General features: G+C 68.7%; 34 protein-coding genes. All 34 read left to right on the forward strand.

Annotated elements, in window-relative coordinates; all coding sequences use genetic code 11:
• Positions 1-193 precede the first annotated feature (193 nt).
• The 34 genes from tuf (at position 194) to truA (ending at position 20,279) form a co-directional block, all read left to right on the forward strand.
• Complete coding sequence (tuf, locus tag ACNAVT_RS17350) at positions 194-1,387, forward strand: elongation factor Tu (RefSeq protein WP_416297483.1); 1,194 nt, start codon at positions 194-196, stop codon at positions 1,385-1,387.
• 355 nt (positions 1,388-1,742) lie between these two features.
• On the forward strand, positions 1,743-2,051 hold the full coding sequence (gene rpsJ / locus ACNAVT_RS17355) for a 30S ribosomal protein S10 (protein WP_007073037.1): 309 nt from the start codon (positions 1,743-1,745) through the stop codon (positions 2,049-2,051).
• Between the two features lie 11 nt (positions 2,052-2,062).
• Positions 2,063-2,728 carry a 50S ribosomal protein L3 gene (rplC, locus tag ACNAVT_RS17360; protein WP_416297485.1) on the forward strand — a complete coding sequence of 222 codons (666 nt, stop codon included), beginning with the start codon at positions 2,063-2,065 and terminating at the stop codon, positions 2,726-2,728.
• Positions 2,725-3,375, forward strand: a complete 651-nt coding sequence (gene rplD, locus ACNAVT_RS17365) for a 50S ribosomal protein L4 (protein WP_387274857.1) — start codon at positions 2,725-2,727, stop codon at positions 3,373-3,375. The genes rplC and rplD overlap by 4 nt, the downstream gene beginning before the upstream one ends.
• Positions 3,372-3,674 (forward strand): 50S ribosomal protein L23, encoded by a 303-nt coding sequence (rplW, locus tag ACNAVT_RS17370; protein WP_357541183.1) that lies wholly within the window; start codon positions 3,372-3,374, stop codon positions 3,672-3,674. Before rplD ends, rplW begins: the two co-directional genes overlap by 4 nt.
• A gap of 12 nt (positions 3,675-3,686) precedes the next feature.
• On the forward strand, positions 3,687-4,526 hold the full coding sequence (rplB, locus tag ACNAVT_RS17375) for a 50S ribosomal protein L2 (protein ID WP_416297488.1): 840 nt from the start codon (positions 3,687-3,689) through the stop codon (positions 4,524-4,526).
• Between the two features lie 15 nt (positions 4,527-4,541).
• Positions 4,542-4,823, forward strand: a complete 282-nt coding sequence (gene rpsS / locus ACNAVT_RS17380; protein ID WP_358069119.1) for a 30S ribosomal protein S19 — start codon at positions 4,542-4,544, stop codon at positions 4,821-4,823.
• A 40-nt stretch (positions 4,824-4,863) separates the two neighbouring features.
• Positions 4,864-5,319 carry a 50S ribosomal protein L22 gene (gene rplV, locus ACNAVT_RS17385; protein ID WP_416297490.1) on the forward strand — a complete coding sequence of 152 codons (456 nt, stop codon included), beginning with the start codon at positions 4,864-4,866 and terminating at the stop codon, positions 5,317-5,319.
• The gene (rpsC, locus tag ACNAVT_RS17390) at positions 5,319-6,176 is read left to right on the forward strand and encodes a 30S ribosomal protein S3 (RefSeq protein WP_416297492.1); all 858 of its coding nucleotides are present in this window, start codon (positions 5,319-5,321) and stop codon (positions 6,174-6,176) included. The genes rplV and rpsC overlap by 1 nt, the downstream gene beginning before the upstream one ends.
• Positions 6,177-6,179: 3 nt before the next feature.
• The gene (gene rplP / locus ACNAVT_RS17395; RefSeq protein WP_073834927.1) at positions 6,180-6,605 is read left to right on the forward strand and encodes a 50S ribosomal protein L16; all 426 of its coding nucleotides are present in this window, start codon (positions 6,180-6,182) and stop codon (positions 6,603-6,605) included.
• On the forward strand, positions 6,605-6,841 hold the full coding sequence (rpmC, locus tag ACNAVT_RS17400) for a 50S ribosomal protein L29 (RefSeq protein ID WP_416297494.1): 237 nt from the start codon (positions 6,605-6,607) through the stop codon (positions 6,839-6,841). Before rplP ends, rpmC begins: the two co-directional genes overlap by 1 nt.
• Complete coding sequence (gene rpsQ / locus ACNAVT_RS17405) at positions 6,838-7,119, forward strand: 30S ribosomal protein S17 (RefSeq protein WP_357338687.1); 282 nt, start codon at positions 6,838-6,840, stop codon at positions 7,117-7,119. Before rpmC ends, rpsQ begins: the two co-directional genes overlap by 4 nt.
• A 97-nt stretch (positions 7,120-7,216) precedes the next feature.
• Complete coding sequence (gene rplN / locus ACNAVT_RS17410) at positions 7,217-7,585, forward strand: 50S ribosomal protein L14 (RefSeq protein ID WP_007465279.1); 369 nt, start codon at positions 7,217-7,219, stop codon at positions 7,583-7,585.
• On the forward strand, positions 7,582-7,902 hold the full coding sequence (gene rplX / locus ACNAVT_RS17415) for a 50S ribosomal protein L24 (protein ID WP_007465276.1): 321 nt from the start codon (positions 7,582-7,584) through the stop codon (positions 7,900-7,902). Before rplN ends, rplX begins: the two co-directional genes overlap by 4 nt.
• A complete protein-coding gene (rplE, locus tag ACNAVT_RS17420) occupies positions 7,902-8,471 on the forward strand; it encodes a 50S ribosomal protein L5 (RefSeq protein ID WP_073834925.1) in 570 nt (189 codons plus the stop codon). The genes rplX and rplE overlap by 1 nt, the downstream gene beginning before the upstream one ends.
• A gap of 1 nt (position 8,472) precedes the next feature.
• On the forward strand, positions 8,473-8,658 hold the full coding sequence (locus tag ACNAVT_RS17425) for a type Z 30S ribosomal protein S14 (RefSeq protein WP_007465272.1): 186 nt from the start codon (positions 8,473-8,475) through the stop codon (positions 8,656-8,658).
• A gap of 97 nt (positions 8,659-8,755) precedes the next feature.
• Positions 8,756-9,163 (forward strand): 30S ribosomal protein S8, encoded by a 408-nt coding sequence (rpsH, locus tag ACNAVT_RS17430; RefSeq protein ID WP_013288624.1) that lies wholly within the window; start codon positions 8,756-8,758, stop codon positions 9,161-9,163.
• A 16-nt stretch (positions 9,164-9,179) separates the two neighbouring features.
• Positions 9,180-9,722 (forward strand): 50S ribosomal protein L6, encoded by a 543-nt coding sequence (rplF, locus tag ACNAVT_RS17435; RefSeq protein WP_091198285.1) that lies wholly within the window; start codon positions 9,180-9,182, stop codon positions 9,720-9,722.
• A complete protein-coding gene (gene rplR, locus ACNAVT_RS17440) occupies positions 9,719-10,108 on the forward strand; it encodes a 50S ribosomal protein L18 (RefSeq protein ID WP_416297499.1) in 390 nt (129 codons plus the stop codon). Before rplF ends, rplR begins: the two co-directional genes overlap by 4 nt.
• 33 nt (positions 10,109-10,141) lie before the next feature.
• On the forward strand, positions 10,142-10,756 hold the full coding sequence (rpsE, locus tag ACNAVT_RS17445) for a 30S ribosomal protein S5 (protein WP_073834922.1): 615 nt from the start codon (positions 10,142-10,144) through the stop codon (positions 10,754-10,756).
• Positions 10,756-10,938, forward strand: a complete 183-nt coding sequence (rpmD, locus tag ACNAVT_RS17450; RefSeq protein WP_416297502.1) for a 50S ribosomal protein L30 — start codon at positions 10,756-10,758, stop codon at positions 10,936-10,938. The genes rpsE and rpmD overlap by 1 nt, the downstream gene beginning before the upstream one ends.
• On the forward strand, positions 10,938-11,381 hold the full coding sequence (gene rplO, locus ACNAVT_RS17455; RefSeq protein WP_416297503.1) for a 50S ribosomal protein L15: 444 nt from the start codon (positions 10,938-10,940) through the stop codon (positions 11,379-11,381). Before rpmD ends, rplO begins: the two co-directional genes overlap by 1 nt.
• Before the next feature lie 231 nt (positions 11,382-11,612).
• Positions 11,613-12,941 (forward strand): preprotein translocase subunit SecY, encoded by a 1,329-nt coding sequence (gene secY / locus ACNAVT_RS17460; RefSeq protein WP_416297506.1) that lies wholly within the window; start codon positions 11,613-11,615, stop codon positions 12,939-12,941.
• Positions 12,942-13,595, forward strand: coding sequence for an adenylate kinase (locus ACNAVT_RS17465; RefSeq protein WP_089005222.1), 654 nt, complete (start codon positions 12,942-12,944; stop codon positions 13,593-13,595).
• Positions 13,596-13,687: 92 nt separating this feature from the next.
• Positions 13,688-14,539: a type I methionyl aminopeptidase gene (gene map, locus ACNAVT_RS17470; RefSeq protein WP_416297508.1), complete on the forward strand. Its 852-nt coding sequence runs from the start codon at positions 13,688-13,690 to the stop codon at positions 14,537-14,539.
• Positions 14,540-14,672: 133 nt separating this feature from the next.
• Complete coding sequence (locus ACNAVT_RS17475; RefSeq protein ID WP_416297510.1) at positions 14,673-15,266, forward strand: DUF1707 SHOCT-like domain-containing protein; 594 nt, start codon at positions 14,673-14,675, stop codon at positions 15,264-15,266.
• 255 nt (positions 15,267-15,521) lie between these two features.
• Positions 15,522-15,743, forward strand: a complete 222-nt coding sequence (infA, locus tag ACNAVT_RS17480; RefSeq protein WP_007073013.1) for a translation initiation factor IF-1 — start codon at positions 15,522-15,524, stop codon at positions 15,741-15,743.
• Positions 15,744-15,837: 94 nt separating this feature from the next.
• The gene (rpmJ, locus tag ACNAVT_RS17485) at positions 15,838-15,951 is read left to right on the forward strand and encodes a 50S ribosomal protein L36 (RefSeq protein ID WP_043965539.1); all 114 of its coding nucleotides are present in this window, start codon (positions 15,838-15,840) and stop codon (positions 15,949-15,951) included.
• 264 nt (positions 15,952-16,215) lie between these two features.
• Entirely contained in the window at positions 16,216-16,596 is a 381-nt protein-coding gene (gene rpsM / locus ACNAVT_RS17490; RefSeq protein ID WP_416297512.1) for a 30S ribosomal protein S13, read from the forward strand.
• Between the two features lie 18 nt (positions 16,597-16,614).
• Positions 16,615-17,022: a 30S ribosomal protein S11 gene (rpsK, locus tag ACNAVT_RS17495; protein ID WP_007073011.1), complete on the forward strand. Its 408-nt coding sequence runs from the start codon at positions 16,615-16,617 to the stop codon at positions 17,020-17,022.
• A 14-nt stretch (positions 17,023-17,036) separates the two neighbouring features.
• Complete coding sequence (gene rpsD, locus ACNAVT_RS17500; protein ID WP_416297515.1) at positions 17,037-17,663, forward strand: 30S ribosomal protein S4; 627 nt, start codon at positions 17,037-17,039, stop codon at positions 17,661-17,663.
• A gap of 96 nt (positions 17,664-17,759) precedes the next feature.
• Positions 17,760-18,782 carry a DNA-directed RNA polymerase subunit alpha gene (locus tag ACNAVT_RS17505; RefSeq protein WP_013735931.1) on the forward strand — a complete coding sequence of 341 codons (1,023 nt, stop codon included), beginning with the start codon at positions 17,760-17,762 and terminating at the stop codon, positions 18,780-18,782.
• 34 nt (positions 18,783-18,816) lie between these two features.
• Positions 18,817-19,371, forward strand: coding sequence for a 50S ribosomal protein L17 (gene rplQ, locus ACNAVT_RS17510; protein WP_416297517.1), 555 nt, complete (start codon positions 18,817-18,819; stop codon positions 19,369-19,371).
• A 74-nt stretch (positions 19,372-19,445) separates the two neighbouring features.
• Positions 19,446-20,279: a tRNA pseudouridine(38-40) synthase TruA gene (truA, locus tag ACNAVT_RS17515; protein ID WP_416297519.1), complete on the forward strand. Its 834-nt coding sequence runs from the start codon at positions 19,446-19,448 to the stop codon at positions 20,277-20,279.
• Positions 20,280-20,300 lie beyond the last annotated feature (21 nt).

Below are 20,300 nucleotides of genomic sequence, written 5' to 3' on the forward strand. Positions count from 1 at the left end.
GCCGGCCGCGGGAGGGAACTCCCGCCCGCGGCCACCTCGATCGGGTTGCATGAGACCGGGCCTGTAGGCTTCATCGCCGCAGAACCCACAAAGGCTCTCCGGCCGTCAGGTCGGAAAGGCTGTCGACAGAGTCCTAAGCGCCGACCCGGCGCACCGGGGCGAACGAACCAAGAAAGTCCACAGGAGGACACCAGTGGCGAAGGCGAAGTTCGAGCGGACTAAGCCGCACGTCAACATCGGCACCATTGGTCACATCGACCACGGTAAGACGACGCTGACGGCGGCCATCACGAAGGTCCTGCACGACCAGTACCCGGACCTGAACCCGTACACGCCGTTCGACGAGATCGACAAGGCGCCGGAGGAGAAGGCCCGCGGCATCACGATCTCGATCGCGCACGTCGAGTACCAGACCGAGGCGCGTCACTACGCGCACGTCGACTGCCCCGGTCACGCCGACTACATCAAGAACATGATCACCGGTGCCGCCCAGATGGACGGCGCGATCCTGGTGGTGGCGGCGACCGACGGCCCGATGCCGCAGACCCGCGAGCACGTGCTGCTGGCCCGTCAGGTCGGCGTGCCGTACATCGTCGTGGCGCTCAACAAGAGCGACATGGTCGACGACGAGGAGCTCCTGGAGCTCGTCGAGCTCGAGGTCCGCGAGCTGCTCTCGTCGCAGGAGTACCCGGGTGACGACCTGCCGGTCGTCCGGGTCTCGGCGCTGAAGGCCCTCGAGGGTGACCCCGAGTGGGCCGGCAAGCTCATGGAGCTGATGAACGCCGTCGACACCGCGATCCCGCAGCCGGAGCGCGAGACCGAGAAGCCGTTCCTCATGCCGATCGAGGACGTGTTCACGATCACCGGTCGTGGCACCGTCGTCACCGGTCGCGCGGAGCGCGGCATCCTCAAGCCGAACGAGGAGGTGGAGATCGTCGGCATCCGCGAGAAGTCGATGAAGACCACCTGCACCGGCATCGAGATGTTCCGCAAGCTGCTCGACGAGGCCCGGGCCGGCGAGAACGTCGGTCTGCTCCTGCGCGGCATCAAGCGCGAGGACGTCGAGCGCGGCATGGTCGTCATCAAGCCGGGCACCACGACCCCGCACACGGAGTTCGAGGCGACGGTCTACATCCTCTCCAAGGAGGAGGGTGGCCGCCACACCCCGTTCTTCCAGAACTACCGTCCGCAGTTCTACTTCCGGACCACGGACGTCACCGGCGTCGTCACGCTGCCCGAGGGCACCGAGATGGTCATGCCGGGCGACAACACCACGATGACCGTGAAGCTGATCCAGCCCATCGCGATGGAGGAGAACCTCAAGTTCGCGATCCGGGAGGGTGGCCGTACGGTCGGCGCGGGTCGCGTCACCAAGATCATTAAGTGAGCTGGGTAACCCCGATTAGCGTCGCCGCCGGTCGTGCGGCATACTAGTCAGGTTGCGTAACGACGGTCAGTCGCCTGCGTCCGGTGCAATGCTGGACCTCCGGGTGACCGACAGTCTCGCGTAGGGTGGTTGATCGCCCCTGGCGGTCAACCACCCTCGCGCGGCGTCCAGGTCGCGGTAACGCGATCGGCGCCATGACCCACCGCGTGGTCGGAGAACCGCTTCGGAGTCCCGGGGCGGAGCCCGGCCCACGGGCGCGACACGCCCGACCGCGGGGGTCGGCGGAAGTGGGCCTGTGCCAGCCGGTACAGGCGCCCGCAACACAGCGGCATCGAGAGAAGGAACAGAAGCCACCATGGCGGGACAGAAGATCCGCATCCGGCTCAAGGCCTATGACCACGAGGTCGTCGACTCCTCGGCTCGGAAGATCGTCGAGACGGTGACGCGTACCGGGGCGCAGGTCGCTGGCCCGGTGCCGCTGCCCACGGAGATCAACCGTTTCTGCGTTATCCGCTCGCCGCACAAGTACAAGGACTCGCGCGAGCACTTCGAGATGCGCACGCACAAGCGGCTGATCGACATCATCGACCCGACCCCGAAGACGGTCGACTCGCTCATGCGCCTCGACCTGCCGGCTGGCGTCGACATCGAGATCAAGCTGTAGGGACCGGACAAATGGACAGGCAAGTCAAGGGGATCCTGGGCGCAAAGCTCGGCATGACCCAGGTCTGGGACAACAACCGCGTTGTTCCGGTGACCGTGGTTCAGGCCGGCCCGTGCGTCGTGAGCCAGGTTCGTAGCGCCGACAAGGACGGTTACTCCGCGGTCCAGCTGGCGTACGGGGCCATCAACCCGCGCAAGGTCAAGAAGCCGATCGCCGGGCACTACGCCAAGGCCGAGGTCGCGCCGCGCCGACACATCGTCGAGCTGCGCACCGTCGACGCCGCGGACTACTCGCTGGGCCAGGAGGTCACGGTCGAGGAGTTCCCGGCCGGCGTCACCATCGACGTCACCGGCAAGACCAAGGGCAAGGGCTACGCCGGCCCGATGAAGCGGCACGGCTTCCACGGTCTGCGCGCGAGCCACGGTGTCGAGCGCAAGCACCGCTCGCCGGGCTCCATCGGCGCCTGCGCGACCCCGGGTCGCGTCTTCAAGGGCACCCGGATGGCCGGTCGGATGGGTGGCGTGCGCTACACCGTCCAGAACCTGACCGTTCAGGCCGTCGACACCGAGAACAACCTCCTGCTCGTCCGTGGCGCCATCCCCGGCCCCAAGGGCGCGCTGGTCCTGGTCCGTACCGCGGCCAAGACCAAGGCGAAGAAGGGCGGTGTGGCCAAGTGACCACCGTTGACGTCCTCAGCGTCGAAGGCACCAAGAGCGGCTCCGTCGAGCTGCCGGCCGACATCTTCGACGCCCAGGCCAACATCGCGCTGATGCACCAGGTCGTGGTGGCTCAGCTCGCGGCGGCCCGGCAGGGCACGCACAAGGCCAAGACCCGCGGCGAGGTCTCCGGTGGAGGCAGGAAGCCGTACAAGCAGAAGGGCACCGGTCGTGCCCGCCAGGGCTCGACCCGCGCGCCGCAGTTCGCCGGCGGTGGCGTGGTCCACGGCCCGGTGCCGCGCGACTACAGCCAGCGCACCCCGAAGAAGATGAAGGCTGCCGCCCTGCGTGGCGCCCTCTCGGACCGGGCCCGCGCCGGCCAGGTGCACGTCGTCGAGGCGTTCGTCTCGGGCGAGAAGCCGTCGACCAAGGCCGCTCTGGCCACGCTGGCCAAGCTGACCGACGCCCGTCGCGTCCTGGTCGTGCTGAGCAGCACCGACGAGCTCAACTGGGTGTCGCTGCGCAACGAGCCGCGGGTGCACCTGATCGAGGCCGGCCAGCTCAACACGTACGACGTGCTGGTGGCCGACGACGTGGTCTTCACCAAGGAGGCCCTGGACGAGTTCCTGGGCGTTCCCGCCGAGACCACCGAGGAGGGTGGCAAGTGAGCACGATCGCCGATCCGCGCGACATCATCGTCGCGCCGGTCGTCTCGGAGAAGAGCTACAGCGAGCTGAACCGCAACTGGTACACCTTCCTGGTGGACCCGGACGCGAACAAGACCGAGATCAAGATCGCTATCCAGCAGATCTTCAACGTCCGGGTCCTGACGGTCAACACGCTCAACCGCGAGGGCAAGCGCAAGCGGACCAAGACCGGGTTCGGCAAGCGCAAGGACACCAAGCGGGCGATGGTGAAGCTGGCTGACGGTGACCGTATCGAGGCCTTCGGCGGCCCGGTCAGCTGAGGGGTGTAGACAATGGCTATCCGTAAGTACAAGCCGACGACGCCGGGCCGGCGTGGCTCGAGCGTCGCCGACTTCGCCGAGATCACCCGGTCGACGCCCGAGAAGTCGCTGCTGGCTCCGCTGCCGAAGAAGGGCGGGCGCAACGCCCACGGCCGGATCACCGCGCGGCACCAGGGTGGTGGCCACAAGCGCCAGTACCGCCTGATCGACTTCAAGCGGGTCGACAAGGACGGCGTGCCGGCGAAGGTCGCCCACATCGAGTACGACCCGAACCGCACCGCGCGTATCGCGCTGCTGCACTACGCCGACGGCGAGAAGCGCTACATCCTCGCGCCGAAGGACCTGAAGCAGGGCGACACGGTGGAGTCGGGCCCGGGCGCCGACATCAAGCCGGGCAACAACCTGCCGCTGCGCAACATTCCGGTCGGTACCACCATCCACAACGTGGAGCTGCGTCCGGGCGGCGGCGCGAAGCTGGCCCGTTCGGCCGGCGTCGGCATCCAGCTGCTCGGCCGTGAGGGCGCGTACGCGACCCTCCGCATGCCGTCCGGTGAGATCCGGCGGGTCGACGTGCGCTGCCGCGCCAGCGTCGGCGAGATCGGCAACGCCGACCAGTCGAACATCAACTGGGGTAAGGCCGGCCGGATGCGGTGGAAGGGCAAGCGCCCGACCGTCCGTGGTGTCGCGATGAACCCGGTTGACCACCCGCACGGTGGTGGTGAGGGTAAGACCTCCGGTGGTCGCCACCCGGTCAACCCGCAGGGTAAGCCCGAGGGCCGCACCCGTCGTAAGGGCCAGCCGAGCGACCGGCTGATCGTCCGCCGCCGCTACGCCACCCGCAAGCGCGGCTAACAGGAGAGCTGACAGATGCCTCGCAGCCTGAAGAAGGGCCCGTTCGTCGACGACCACCTGCTCAAGAAGGTGGAAACGCAGAACGACAAGGGCACCAAGAACGTCATCAAGACCTGGTCGCGGCGCTCGACGATCATCCCCGACATGCTCGGGCACACGATCGCCGTGCACGACGGACGCAAGCACGTCCCGGTGTTCGTGACCGAGGCCATGGTCGGGCACAAGCTCGGCGAGTTCGCGCTGACCCGCACGTTCAAGGGTCACGAGAAGGACGACCGGAAGAGCCGCCGGCGCTGACGCCGCGGGCATACGGATAGAGGAACAAGGGGTTACAGCGATGCCAGGAAAGGGCGACGCTCCGGTGCTTCCGGGCGCGCGGGCGGTTGCGCGGCACGTGCGCATCTCGCCGATGAAGGCGCGCCGGGTGGTCAACCTCGTCCGCGGCCTGCCCGCGAAGGAGGCGCTCACGGTGCTGCAGTTCGCGCCGCAGGCTGCGAGCGAGCAGGTGTACAAGGTGCTCGCGAGCGCGATCGCCAACGCGGAGAACAACGAGCGGCTGGACCCCGACGCGCTGCTCGTCAGCGAGGCGTTCGTCGACGAGGGCCCGACGATGAAGCGGTTCCAGCCGCGGGCGCAGGGCCGGGCGTACCGGATCCGCAAGCGCACCTGCCACATCACCGTGGCGGTAGAGGCGGTGGCGCCGGCCGCGGCGAAGAAGTCGGCGAAGAAGGCCGCTCCGGCCAAGCAGGCCGAGGCCGCCGAGGGGCAGAGCAACACGGAGGGTGCCGAGTAATGGGTCAGAAGGTTCACCCCACTGGGTTCCGGCTCGGCATCTCGACCGACTGGAAGTCCCGCTGGTTCGCGGACAAGCTCTACAAGGACTACGTCGGCGAGGACGTCAAGATCCGCCGGATGATGTCCAAGGGGCTGGAGCGCGCCGGCATCTCCAAGGTCGACATCGAGCGCACCCGGGACCGGGTCCGCGTCGACATCCACACCGCCCGGCCGGGCATCGTCATCGGCCGTAAGGGTGCGGAGGCCGACCGGATCCGGGGCGAGCTGGAGAAGCTCACCGGCAAGCAGGTCCAGCTGAACATCATCGAGGTGAAGAACCCCGAGTCGGACGCGCAGCTGGTCGCCCAGGGCGTTGCCGAGCAGCTGTCCAGCCGGGTCAGCTTCCGTCGGGCCATGCGCAAGTCGATGCAGTCCGCGATGAAGAACCCGGTCTGCAAGGGCATTCGGGTGCAGGTCTCGGGCCGTCTCGGCGGCGCCGAGATGAGCCGGACCGAGTTCTACCGCGAGGGCCGGGTTCCGCTGCACACGCTGCGGGCCAACATCGAGTACGGCTTCTTCGAGGCCCGTACCACCTTCGGCCGGATCGGCGTGAAGGTCTGGATCTACAAGGGCGACGCCGTCCCTGGCCGGGAGGCTCCGGCCGAGGCCGGTCCGTCCCGCCCGCGCCGTGACCGTGGCGACCGCCCCGAGCGGCCCCGCCGTGGCCGGTCGGGTTCGTCCGGCACGACCGCCGGTGGCACCGAGGCCGGCCGGGCTGCCGCGACCACCATCGCGCAGCAGGCCGAGACGCCGAGCGGCGAGCCGGTGGATGCTTCCGCCGTCGCCGCCGCGGCAGAAACGCAGCAGGAGGGCTGACAGATGCTGATGCCGCGCAAGCCCCCGAAGGGCTTCCGCAAGCCGCACCACCCGGACCGCCACGGCGCGTCCAAGGGTGGTAACCGGGTGGTGTTCGGCGAGTTCGGGATCCAGGCTCTCGAGCCGGCGTACGTGACCAACCGCCAGATCGAGTCGGCGCGTATCGCGATGACCCGCCACATCAAGCGTGGCGGCAAGGTCTGGATCACGATCTTCCCGGACCAGGCCCTCACCAAGAAGCCGGCGGAAACCCGAATGGGTTCCGGTAAGGGCTCGCCCGAGTGGTGGGTCGCCAATGTCAAGCCGGGACGGGTTCTCTTCGAGATGTCGTTCCCGAACGAGCAGATCGCGCGTGAGGCGATGCGTCGCGCGATCCACAAGCTCCCGATGAAGTGCCGCATTGTTACGCGCGAAGTGGGTGAATCCTGATGGCAGCGGGCGTCCAGGCCTCCGAGCTGCGTGAGCTCTCCGAGGAGGAGTTGGTCACGAAGCTGCGTGAGGCGAAGGCGGAGCTGTTCAACCTCCGCGTGCAGGCCGCAACCGGGCAGCTGGACAACAACCGGCGGCTGCAGGTCATCCGTCGGGAGATCGCCCGGATCTACACGATCATGCGTGAGCGTGAGCTGGGTCTCTCGGCCGCGCCGACTGAGGTGACTGCATCATGAGTGAGAACACCACCACTACCGCCGCCGCGCGGGCCCGCCGCAAGGTGCGTGAGGGCCTCGTGGTCAGCGACAAGATGGACAAGACCGTCGTGGTCGAGGTCGAGGACCGGGTCAAGCACGCGCTGTACGGCAAGATCATGCGCCGGACCAGCAAGCTGAAGGTGCACGACGAGCAGAACTCGGCCGGCATCGGCGACCGGGTCCTGATCATGGAGACCCGGCCGCTGTCCGCCACCAAGCGGTGGCGGCTCGTGGAGATCCTCGAGAAGGCCAAGTAGCGAAGGCTCGAGCTCGGCCGCATCGGTCGGGCGCAGGTTCCGCCAGGCTCCGGCCGCCCTCGGGCGGCCGGAGAACCGGCAGACATAGGAGATAGACGTGATTCAGCAGGAGTCGCGACTGCGCGTCGCCGACAACACGGGTGCCCGGGAGATCCTGTGCATCCGGGTTCTCGGTGGCTCCGGTCGGCGCTACGCGAGCATCGGCGACGTCATCGTGGCCACGGTCAAGGACGCGATCCCCGGTGCCGGTGTGAAGAAGGGCGACGTCGTCAAGGCCGTCGTCGTTCGCACCGCCAAGGAGAGGCGGCGGCCGGACGGCTCGTACATCCGCTTCGACGAGAACGCCGCCGTCATCATCAAGGACGGTGGGGACCCGCGCGGTACCCGCATCTTCGGCCCGGTGGGTCGCGAGCTGCGGGACAAGCGGTTCATGAAGATCATTTCCCTCGCGCCGGAGGTGTTGTGACCGTGAAGGTCAAGAAGGGCGACACGGTCGTCGTCATCGCCGGCAAGGACAAGGGTGCCAAGGGTAAGGTCATCGCGGCCTACCCGCGGCAGGACAAGGTCCTGGTCGAGGGCGTGAACCGGGTCAAGAAGCACACCCGCATCAGCACCACCCAGCGTGGCGCCAAGACCGGTGGCATCGTCACCCAGGAGGCCCCGATCCACGTCTCGAACGTGCAGGTCCTGGACTCCGACGGCAAGCCGACCCGCGTCGGTTACCGGATCGACGACAACGGCCAGAAGGTCCGCATCGCGCGTAGCACCGGTAAGGACCTGTGATGACCACGGCTACCGAAACGAAGACCATGCCGCGCCTCAAGGAGCGGTACCGCAACGAGATCGTGGCCGAGCTGCAGAAGCAGCACAACTACGGCAACCCCATGCAGGTGCCGCGGCTGGTCAAGATTGTCGTCAACATGGGTGTCGGCGAGGCCGCCCGGGACGCCAAGCTGATCGACGGCGCCGTCCGCGACCTGGCCACCATCACCGGCCAGAAGCCGCAGGTGCGGCGGGCGACCAAGTCCATCGCGCAGTTCAAGCTTCGCGAGGGCATGCCGATCGGCGCGAAGGTCACCCTGCGCGGCGACCGCATGTGGGAGTTCCTGGACCGGCTGCTGTCCATCGCGCTGCCGCGTATCCGCGACTTCCGCGGCCTGGACGGGCGCAAGCTCGACGGGCACGGCAACTACACGTTCGGTCTGACCGAGCAGTCGGTGTTCCACGAGATCGACCAGGACAAGATCGATCGCCAGCGGGGCATGGACATCACGGTGGTCACGACCGCCACGACCGACGACGAGGGCCGGGCGCTGCTCAAGCTCCTGGGCTTCCCGTTCAAGGAGAACTGAGATGGCCAAGAAGGCGCTGATCATCAAGGCGGCCGCGAAGCCGAAGTTCTCGGTTCGCGCTTACACCCGCTGCCAGCGGTGCGGGCGTCCGAAGGCGGTCTACCGCAAGTTCGGTCTCTGCCGGGTGTGCATCCGGGAGATGGCCCACCGCGGTGAGCTGCCCGGCGTGTCCAAGGCTTCCTGGTAACTAGCCCGGCGCGCTTCGCGCGTCAGCTGAACTGTCTCTTCGCCGTAGGCCCCGGGCCTGGCCCGGGGAACCGCGGCGAGAAAGGTTGACGAATTTCATGACGATGACCGACCCGATCGCAGACATGCTCACGCGTCTGCGTAACGCCAACCAGGCGTACCACGACCGGGTGACGATGCCCTACTCGAAGATCAAGGCGAACATCGCCGAGGTCCTCAAGGCCGAGGGTTACATCGCCACCTGGTCGGTCGAGGAGCCCGAGGAGGGCGCCGTCGGCAAGCGACTGGTCGTCGAGCTGAAGTACGGCCAGAACCGGGAGCGGAGCCTGGCCGGCATCAAGCGCGTGTCCAAGCCCGGTCTGCGGGTTTACGCCAAGTCGGACGGGCTCCCGCGGGTGCTCGGCGGGCTGGGCGTGGCGATCATTTCGACGTCCCAGGGGCTGCTCACCGACCGGCAGGCCCGCAAGCGGAGCGTTGGCGGGGAAGTCCTCGCCTTCGTCTGGTAACGGGAGACAGGTAGAAATGTCGCGTATTGGACGTAAGTCGATCCCGGTGCCAGCCGGCGTCGACATCACGATCGACGGCCAGACCGTCAAGGTCAAGGGCCCGAAGGGCGAGCTGAGCCACGTGCTGGCCGAGCCGATCACGGCGGAGCGGGGCGAGGACGGCGCGCTGCACGTCAACCGGCCGAACGACGAGCGCAAGGCCAAGGAGCTGCACGGCCTGAGCCGTACGCTGGTGGCCAACATGATCGTCGGTGTGACCGAGGGCTACCGCAAGAGCCTCGAGATCGCCGGTACCGGTTACCGGGTGACCGCCAAGGGCAAGGACCTGGAGTTCGCGCTCGGGTTCTCGCACCCGGTCCTCGTGCCGGCGCCGGACGGCATCACCTTCACGGTGGAGAAGCCGACGCTGTTCCACGTGGCCGGCATCGACAAGCAGCAGGTCGGCGAGGTCGCCGCCAACATCCGGAAGATCCGCCCGCCGGAGCCCTACAAGGGCAAGGGCGTGAAGTACCAGGGCGAGGTCATCCGCCGTAAGGCTGGAAAGGCAGGTAAGAAGTGAGCGCCACGCTGCTCAAGCGCCGCCGCGGCGTCGCCGCCAAGCGTGCCGTCGGGCGTGCGCGTCGGCACTTCCGGGTCCGCAAGAACATCAGCGGCACCTCCGAGCGCCCCCGCCTGGTGGTCACCCGTTCGCTGCGGCACATCGTCGCCCAGATCGTGGACGACACCAAGGGGCACACCCTGGCGTCGGCCTCGACCATGGACGCCTCGCTGCGCGGCGCCGAGGGCGACAAGAGCGCCCTGGCCGGCAAGGTCGGCGCCCTGCTCGCCGAGCGGGCCAAGGCCGCCGGCGTCTCGAAGGTCGTCTTCGACCGCGGTGGCAACCGGTACGCGGGGCGGGTCGCCGCGCTTGCCGACGCCGCCCGCGAAGCCGGGCTCGAGTTCTAGAAACCCCGTCACGAGAGAGAAGGAAGGCTGCTGATGCCAGGTCAACAGCGCCGTGGCGGCGGGTCCGGTGGCAACGAGGGTGGTCGCCGCGACAACCGCCGTGAGGGCGGTCGCGGAAACGCGCCCGTCGAGAAGACCCCGCACCTTGAGCGGGTCGTCGCGATCAACCGCGTCGCCAAGGTCGTGAAGGGTGGTCGTCGCTTCAGCTTCACCGCCCTGGTGATCGTGGGCGACGGCGACGGCACCGTCGGCGTGGGCTACGGAAAGGCCAAGGAGGTGCCCGCGGCGATCGCCAAGGGTGTCGAGGAGGCCAAGAAGCACTTCTTCAAGGTGCCCCGGATCGGCGCCTCGATCCCGCACCCGGTGCAGGGCGAGGACGCGGCCGGCGTGGTGCTGCTCAAGCCGGCCTCGGCCGGTACGGGTGTCATCGCCGGTGGTCCGGTGCGTGCCGTCCTGGAGTGCGCGGGCATCCACGACGTGCTCTCCAAGAGCCTCGGCTCGTCCAACCCGATCAACATCGTGCACGCCACGGTGGCGGCCCTGAAGGCGCTCGAGTCGCCGGAGGCGGTCGCGGCCCGTCGTGGTCTGCCGGTCGAGGACGTCGCGCCGGCCGCCATGCTGGCGTCGCGGGCGGGGGTGGCTTCCTGATGGCGCGCCTGAAGGTCACCCAGCTCCGGTCCGAGATCGGGGCCAAGAAGAACCAGCGTGACTCGCTGCGTTCGCTCGGCCTCAAGCGGATCAACGACGTGGTGGTCAAGGAGGACCGGCCGGAGATTCGCGGCATGATCTTCGCGGTCAACCACCTCGTGAAGGTCGAGGAGGTCGAGTAATGACGATCAAGGTCCACCACCTGCGCCCGGCGCCGGGGGCCAAGACCGACAAGACCCGGGTGGGTCGCGGTGAGGGCTCCAAGGGCAAGACCGCCGGTCGCGGTACCAAGGGTTCCAAGGCCCGGAAGAACATCTCGGCGGCGTTCGAGGGTGGGCAGATGCCCATCCACATGCGCCTGCCGAAGATGAAGGGCTTCAAGAACAAGTTCAAGGTCGTCTTCCAGGTGGTCAACCTGGACCGGCTCGCCGAGCTCTTCCCGAACGGCGGCCAGGTCGGCCCGATCGAGCTGGTCGAGGCCGGCGCGGTCCGCAAGGGCCAGCCGATCAAGGTGCTCGGCACCGGCGACCTCGGCGGCGTGGCTCTCCAGGTGTCGGCGCACGGGTTCAGCGCGTCGGCCAAGGAGAAGATCACTGCGGCCGGTGGCTCGGTCACCGAGCTGTAGGGCATGGCACGTGGCGCCCGCTCAGTCGTCCGTACTGGGCGGGCGCCACGGTCTACCCGGCGAATGTGCGCCGGGTAACATCGGATTCGTTTTATGTAGCCGGGCGCATCTGCCCCGACCGGGATCGGGCTGTTAGAGTCCCTTCCCAGCTATGGATTTCGGGCACCGGCCCGGCACCCACCCCACCCCGCCAGGGATCACCGGCGGCCCGCCTCGCGCAGGAGGAAGAAGTTGCTGTCCGCCTTTCTCAGTGCGTTCCGAACGCCTGACCTGCGCAAGAAGCTGCTGTTCACGGTAGGCATCATTGCGATCTACCGGCTCGGCGCGACCCTGCCCAGCCCAGGTGTCTCGTACGGCAACGTCCAGAAGTGCCTCGACGCCATCCAGGGCGGCGGCACCGGCGTGCTGAACCTGCTGGACCTCTTCTCCGGCGGCGCATTGCTGCAGCTGTCGGTCTTCGCGCTGGGCATCATGCCCTACATCACCGCGTCGATCATCCTGCAGCTGCTGACCGTGGTCATCCCGCGGCTGGAGCAGCTCCGCAAGGAGGGCCAGGCCGGCCAGGCGAAGATCACCCAGTACACCCGCTACCTGACCCTGGGCCTGGGCATCCTCCAGTCCTCGGCGTTCGTGGCGCTGGCCCGCTCCGGGCAGCTGTTCCAGAACCGCTGCGACCAGTGGCCGATCGTCCCGCGGGACACCGGCATCCCGGACTGGCTGACCCTGGGCATCCTGGTCATGACGATGACCGCCGGCACCGGCGTGGTCATGTGGCTCGGCGAGCTGATCACCGACCGGGGCGTCGGCAACGGCATGTCCGTCCTGATCTTCACCTCGATCGCCGCCCGGCTCCCCAGCGAGGGCTGGAAGATCAAGACCACCAAGGGCTGGGGCATGTTCGCCCTGGTGATCGTGCTGGTCCTGGTGGTCATCTGCCTGGTCACCTTCATCGAGCAGGCGCAGCGCCGGATCCCGGTGCAGTACGCCAAGCGGATGATCGGCCGGCGGATGTACGGCGGCACCTCCACCTACATCCCGCTGAAGGTGAACCAGGCCGGCGTCATCCCGGTCATCTTCGCCTCGTCGCTGCTCTACCTGCCGACGCTCGCGCTCCAGTTCTTCGACCAGACCAACCCGGGCAAGACCCAGGCCTGGATCCAGAACCACATCGTGAAGGCGAGCGCGCCGGAGCACATCGCGATCTACTTCCTGCTGATCATCTTCTTCACGTACTTCTACGTGTCGATCACGTTCAACCCGACTGAGGTCGCGGACAACATGAAGAAGTACGGCGGTTTCGTCCCGGGCATCCGCCCCGGCAAGCCGACCGCCGAGTACCTCGACTTCATCCTCAGCCGGATCACCCTGCCGGGCGCGGTCTACCTGGGCGTCATCGCGATCCTGCCGAACTTCTTCTTCATCTGGCTGGACAACCAGCAGTTCCAGAACTTCCCGTTCGGCGGTACCGCGGTGCTCATCATGGTCGGCGTCGGTCTGGAGACCGTGAAGCAGATCGAGAGTCAACTCATGCAGCGGAACTACGAAGGGTTCCTGCGGTAGATGCGACTCGTTCTGGTTGGCCCGCCGGGGGCGGGCAAGGGCACACAGGCGGAGTTCATCGCCGCGCACCTCTCCGTGCCGAAGATCTCGACCGGTGACATCTTCCGGGCCAACGTCTCCCAGGGCACGCCCCTGGGGGTCGAGGCCAAGCGGTACATGGACGCCGGCAAGCTGGTCCCGGACGAGGTCACCATCAACATGGTGCGCGACCGGCTCGCCGAGCCCGACGCCAGCGAGGGCTTCCTGCTCGACGGTTTCCCGCGTACGACGCCGCAGGCGGCAGCGCTGGACAAGCTCCTTGCCGACCTCGGCACCGCGCTGGATCTGGTGCTGGAGCTGGTCGTCGACGACGACGAGGTGATCCGGCGGCTCTCCGGCCGGCGTACCTGCCGCGGCTGCGGCAAGATCTGGCACGTGGAGTTCGACGCCACCACGCGGGAGGGCATCTGCGACCGGTGCGGCGGGGAGTTGTTCCAGCGGGACGACGACAAGCCGGAAACCATCGCGGCCCGGCTCCGGGAGTACGCGGAGAAGACCGCGCCGCTGGTCGACTACTACGGCGCCCAGGGCAAGCTGGTCGGCATCGACGCGACCGGGCCGGTGGAGGACGTGACCGTCCGCGCCATCGACGCCCTGCGGTCGTACGGCGGCTGACGTCCCGCCCGGGTTCCGGCGGATAGAGTGCGAACAGCGGGGTACGTCCCGACGTACCCCGCTGTTCCGCGCAACGAAAGGTAACGCCTCCCATGCGTCGTCCCCAGCTGGACATCCAGCTGAAGACCCCCGACCAGATCGAGATGATGCGGGCCGCCGGTCTGGTGGTGGCCCGTGCGCTGCGTCTGATGCGGGAGGCGGTCGCCCCCGGGGTGAGCACCGCCGACCTTGATGCGATCGCCGAGTCCACCATCCGTGAGGCCGGCGCCGTCCCGTCGTTCAAGGGCTATCACGGCTACCCGGCGTCGATCTGCTCCTCGGTGAACGAGCAGGTGGTGCACGCCATCCCGTCGCCGAAGCAGGTGCTCCGCGAGGGTGACCTGATCTCGATCGACTGCGGGGCGGTGCTGAACGGCTGGCACGGCGACGCCGCCATCACCGTCGGAGTCGGCGAGGCCGACCCGGCCCTGCTGAAGATGGCCGCGGTCGCCGAGGACGCCATGTGGGCCGGGATCGCCGCGGCTGCCCGGGGCGCGGCCAGCGGGAAGGGCCGGCTCACCGACATCTCCCACGCGGTGGAGAACGCGGTCCGCAAGGGCGGCCGGTACGGCATCGTCGACGGGTACGGCGGGCACGGCATCGGCACCGAGATGCACCAGGACCCGCACGTGCTCAACCACGGGCGCCCGGGTAAGGGCCCCCGGCTGGTGCCAGGCATGGCGCTCGCCATCGAGCCGATGATCACGATGGGCTCGCCGCGTACCGCCGAGCTGGACGACGGCTGGACCGTGGTGACCCGGGACGGGTCGATGGCGGTGCACGTGGAGCACTCGATGGCCCTGCTGGACGACGGCGTGTGGGTGCTGACCGCCGAGGACGGCGGCCGGGCCCGCCTCGGTGACCTGGTCACCTCCCGCCAGCCGGCGAGTTCCCCGGCGCTCTGACCGGGCTCCGGCCCGCCCGTCCGGTCGCCGGGACCAGTTCGACGGATCGGTAAGCGGCGGTGTGTCGCGTACCTCGCCGGCTGTCGGAAGGTCGGGTCCGCGCCGGTGGCGTAACGGTGTCATGCTTGCCGTCATGGACGGGCGCGACGGGATGCGGGCGGCTGACACGGACCGGCAGGCGACGGCGGAGCGCCTCCGGGTGGCCCTCGAGGAGGGCCGGCTCGACCTGCACGAGTACGACGAGCGCCTGCAGCGGGCGTACGCCGCGAAGACCTACGGCGAGTTGGACGCGGTCGTGGTCGACCTGCCCGGGGCGGCTCCGGCGGAACGGTCGGCGGTGGCGCCGCGCCCCACTGGGGCGGCCGGAGGGCCTCCGGCCCCGGTCGCCGAGGACCCGGCACCGGCCGGCGCCCCCGGTGTGCGGCGGTCCTGGCTGATCAACCTGTGGCTGCCGTGGCTCCGGGTGGCCGGGATCATGACCGCGATCTGGCTGTTCTCCACGATGGGTAGGGGAGGGTTCGTCTACTACTGGCCGGTCTGGGTGCTCGGGCCGTGGGGCGTGGTGATCCTGATGCAGACCGTTGGCGGTCTCGCCTCCGGTGAGCCGCAGCGGGCCGTCGAGCGGAAGCGCCGCCGGCGGGCCGAGCGGGACGAACGCCGCCGGGCCCGCCGGGAGGGGCGCGTCGACGGTGGGCGCGGCGAGCCGCCGGTCCTCCCGAACGTATGACGAGCGCCACAGTTGGCGGGGAAAGGCCTTGGGGCGCCCCTCCGGTCGGGTGCCGTGCGGGCGGTCGGTTTGGCGACTGCGCGCAGGCGGGCGTACACTTTCTGATCGGCGCACAGCGTCCACTCCGGCATGCCCACCAAGCGCTTCGGTGGGACTCGGAGCCGCGGCTGGCGCGGGTTTCCTGATCTTGGTCAGTTCACCCGTGTAAGACGTTGTGGGCCGTCCGGAGCAACCGACGTCAGGACAGCGGAGGACATGCCGAAAAAAGACGGAGCCATCGAGATCGAGGGTCGGGTCATCGAGCCCCTGCCGAACGCCATGTTCCGGGTGGAGCTCGCGAACGGCCACAAGGTGCTGGCTCACATCAGCGGCAAGATGCGGCAGCACTACATCCGCATCCTGCCGGAGGACCGGGTCGTCGTCGAACTCTCGCCGTACGACCTGACCCGCGGGCGCATCGTCTACCGCTACAAGTAAGCCTGACGGCGGCCGGGGCGTCCCGTGTCCGTCTTCGACGTCCGGCGTCGCGCTACGTCGCGCCTCCGGGCCCAGATGGGAAAGTAAGGCAACCGTGAAGGTCAAGCCGAGCGTCAAGAGGATCTGCAACAAGTGCCGGGTGATCCGCCGGCACGGCCGGGTCATGGTCATCTGCTCCGACCCGCGCCACAAGCAGCGCCAGGGCTGAGTCGTTCCCGCCGACCGTGACGAGCGGCGGCGGAACTCCGTCCGGGCCGCAGATCCCGACAACACATCACCAGCTCGTCCCAGCCGCGAGCGGTACGCAACGCGTATCCCTCGTGGTTGACCCCCGGTCGGAGGCCGGGGCCCGCTCGGGCAGCGACCGATCCCGGTCGCCGGCGCTCACCGCGCCGGAAGGACAGGGACGGTCGGTAGCGGGGTGGGACGGGTCCACACCTCCGCCACAACATCACGAGGAGTACGCCCGCACATGGCACGTCTAGTCGGCGTGGACCTCCCCCGCGAGAAGCGGCTGGAGATCGCGCTCACCTACATCTTCGGGGTCGGCCGTACCCGCGCCCTGGAGACGCTCGCCGCCACCGGCATCTCGCCGGACAAGCGTGCTCGGGACCTCACGGATGAGGAGCTGGTCCAGCTCCGTAATCACATCGAGGCCAACTACAAGGTTGAAGGTGACCTGCGCCGCGAGGTCGCCGCTGACATCCGCCGCAAGGTCGAGATCGGCTGCTACGAGGGCATCCGGCACCGCCGGGGCCTGCCCGTGCGTGGCCAGCGGACCAAGACCAACGCGCGGACCCGGAAGGGCCCGAAGCGGACCGTCGCCGGCAAGAAGAAGCCCGGCAAGAAGTAACTAGGAGCGCACAGACTTATGCCACCGAAGGCTCGTGCCGGAGCCGCTGTCAAGAAGGTCCGGCGCAAGGAACGCAAGAACGTCGCCCACGGGCAGGCGCACATCAAGAGCACCTTCAACAACACCATCGTGTCCATCACGGACCCGACCGGTGCGGTCATCTCCTGGGCCTCCGCGGGCCAGGTGGGCTTCAAGGGCTCCCGCAAGTCGACTCCGTTCGCCGCGCAGCTGGCCGCCGAGGCCGCCGCGCGTCGGGCCATGGAGCACGGCATGCGCAAGGTCGACGTGTTCGTCAAGGGTCCCGGCTCCGGCCGGGAGACCGCCATCCGTTCGCTGCAGGCCGTGGGCCTCGAGGTCGGTCAGATCTCCGACGTCACCCCGCAGCCGCACAACGGATGCCGTCCGCCGAAGCGTCGCCGGGTCTGAGAGGTTAGAGAGAGATGGCTCGTTACACCGGTGCTGACTGCCGCCGTTGCCGGCGGGAGAAGATGAAGCTGTTCCTCAAGGGCAGCAAGTGCGATGGTCCGAAGTGCCCGTTCGAGTCCCGGCCGTTCCCGCCCGGGCAGCACGGCCGCGGCCGCACGAAGGAGACGGAGTACCTGCTCCAGCTCCGTGAGAAGCAGAAGGCCCGCCGGGTCTACGGCGTGCTGGAGAAGCAGTTCCGCGGTTACTACGAGGAGGCCGTGGGCAAGCAGGCCAAGACCGGTGAGGTCCTCCTGCAGATCCTCGAGTCGCGGCTGGACAACGTGGTCTACCGGGCTGGCTACGCCAAGTCCCGGGACATGGCCCGTCAGCTGGTCAAGCACGGTCACTTCACGGTGAACGGCAAGAAGGTCGACATCCCGTCGTACCGGGTCAAGGAGCACGACATCGTCGAGGTGCGTGCCAAGAGCAAGGAGCTCACCCCGTTCCTGGTGGCGCAGGGTGAGGCCGGCTCCAAGACCGTCCCGGCGTGGCTGGAGGCGATCCCGAGCCAGCTGAAGATCCTCGTGCACTCGCTCCCGGCCCGCCAGGTGATCGACACCCAGGTCCAGGAGCAGCTGATCGTCGAGCTCTACTCGAAGTAAGGGCTCGTTGCGGTGGCCCGTCCTCCGGGGCGGGCCACCGGAACAGTTTGTGTCGTGGGCGTCATATAGCGGGCGCCCCGGAAGAGAAGAGAAAAGATGCTCATCAGCCAGCGACCGACTCTCTCCGAGGAGTCGATCAACGAGACCCGGTCCCGGTTCACCATCGAGCCGCTGGAGCCGGGCTTCGGCTACACCCTGGGCAACTCGCTGCGGCGTACGCTGCTGTCGTCCATCCCGGGTGCGGCCGTCACCTCGATCAAGATCGACGGTGTCCTGCACGAGTTCACCACGATCCCCGGGGTCAAGGAGGACGTGGTCGAGCTCGTCATGAACATCAAGGAGCTCTGCGTCAGCTCCGAGCACGACGAGCCGGTCAGCATGTACCTGCGCAAGCAGGGCCCGGGCGACGTGACCGCCGGCGACATCCAGCCCCCGGCCGGTGTCTCGGTGCACAACCCGGACCTGAAGCTCGCCACCCTGAACGGCAAGGGCCGGCTCGACATGGAGCTGACCGTCGAGCGGGGTCGCGGCTACGTCACGGCGGCGCAGAACAAGCAGGCGGGCGCCGAGATCGGCCGGATCCCGGTCGACTCGATCTACTCGCCGGTGCTCAAGGTGACGTACCGCGTCGAGGCGACCCGTGTCGAGCAGCGGACCGACTTCGACCGGCTGATCATCGACGTCGAGACCAAGCCGTCGATGGGCCCGCGTACCGCGCTGGCCTCGGCCGGCTCGACGCTGGTGGAGCTGTTCGGGCTGGCCCGGGAGCTGGACGAGACCGCCGAGGGCATCGACATCGGGCCGTCCCCGCAGGACGCCCAGCTGGCGGCGGACCTGGCTCTGCCGATCGAGGAGCTGGACCTCACCGTCCGCTCCTACAACTGCCTCAAGCGCGAGGGCATCAACTCCGTTGGTGAGCTGATCGGGCGTACCGAGGCGGACCTCCTCGACATCCGGAACTTCGGTCAGAAGTCGATCGACGAGGTCAAGATGAAGCTCGCCGGGATGGGCCTGGGGCTGAAGGATTCGGCTCCGAACTTCGACCCGGCGCACGTCGTGGACGCCTTCGGCGAGGCCGACTACGACACCGACGACTACCGCGAGACCGAGCAGCTCTGAGTCCGGCTGCCGCCACATCTGAGGAGCACCAACAATGCCCACGCCCACCAAGGGCCCCCGCCTCGGCGGCAGCCCCGCGCACGAGCGGCTGATGCTGGCCAACCTGGCCATGTCGCTGTTCCAGCACGGCAAGATCCAGACCACCGAGACGAAGGCCCGGCGGCTGCGTCCGCTGGCCGAGCAGCTGATCACCAAGGCCAAGCGGGGCGACCTCGCCTCGCGTCGGCGGGTGCTGGCCGTCGTCAAGGACAAGGACGTGGTCTACAGCCTGTTCGACCAGATCGCGCCCCGGTACGCCAACCGCAACGGTGGTTACACCCGGATCGTGAAGACCGGCCCGCGCAAGGGTGACGCCGCTCCGATGGCGATCATCGAGCTGGTGGAGGAGCTTCAGGTCGCCGAGCCGAAGGCGAACAAGAAGACCGCCGCCCGCAAGGCCGCGCAGCAGGACAAGGTCGAGGCCCTGGCCCCGGCCGAGGAGACCCCGGCGGCCCCGGCCGACCAGGACTCCGAGCCGCCGGTGCACGCCTCCGGTGACACCGTGCAGGCGCGCGAGGACGACGACGAGGCCAACGAGAACAAGGCCTGAGCAGAGGCAGTAATCGTCGGGCCCGGCACCCCTTTCTGGGTGCCGGGCCCGACGGCGTCAACGGGAGGTACGAGGTGGACGAGCGGATCCGGCTGCGGCTGGACGTCTCGTACGACGGCACCGACTTCTCCGGCTGGGCCGCCCAGCCCACCCGGCGTACGGTCGCGGGGGTGCTCGTCGAGACGCTGGACCTGGTCCTCGGTGCCGGCACCGCCACCGGGCTGACCGTGGCCGGGCGTACCGACGCCGGCGTGCACGCCACCGGTCAGGTCGCTCACCTCGACCTGCCGGCCGAGGTCTGGCGGCAGCACGACGGAAGACTGCTGCGCCGGCTGGCCCGGCTGCTCCCGCCCGACGTGCGGGTACGCGCGATGACCGAGGTGCCGGCCGACTTCGACGCCCGCTTCTCGGCCACCTTCCGCCGCTACGAGTACCGGGTCACCGACGCCCCGTGGGGGGCCGAGCCGTTGCGCCGGAAGGACACCCTGGCCTGGCCCAGGCCGCTCGACCTGACGGCGCTGAACGCCGCGGCGGCGGGGCTGGTGGGGGAGCACGACTTCGCCGCGTACTGCCGGCGCAAGGAGAACGCCACCACGCTGCGCGAGGTGACCCGGCTGGACTGGCGGCGGGAACCGGACGGGATCCTGGTGGCCACGGTGCGAGCCGACGCGTTCTGTCAGAACATGGTCCGCAGCCTGGTCGGTGCGATGCTGGTCGCGGGGGACGGCCGTCGGCCGGTCGAATGGCCGGCCAGCCTGCTGACCCGGCGGGAACGATCCAGTGAGGTGACCGTGGCGCCGGCGCACGGGCTGTCCCTCGTCGAGGTCGGCTACCCGGCGGACCCCGCCGAGTACGCCCGCCGCGCCGCGCTCACCCGTCGGCTCCGTGTCCCGGTCGCCGAGGGCTGACCGTACCGGCGGCTGAGTGCC

The sequence above is a fragment of the Micromonospora sp. SL4-19 genome, assembly GCF_047921475.1.
GTDB lineage: Bacteria > Actinomycetota > Actinomycetes > Mycobacteriales > Micromonosporaceae > Micromonospora.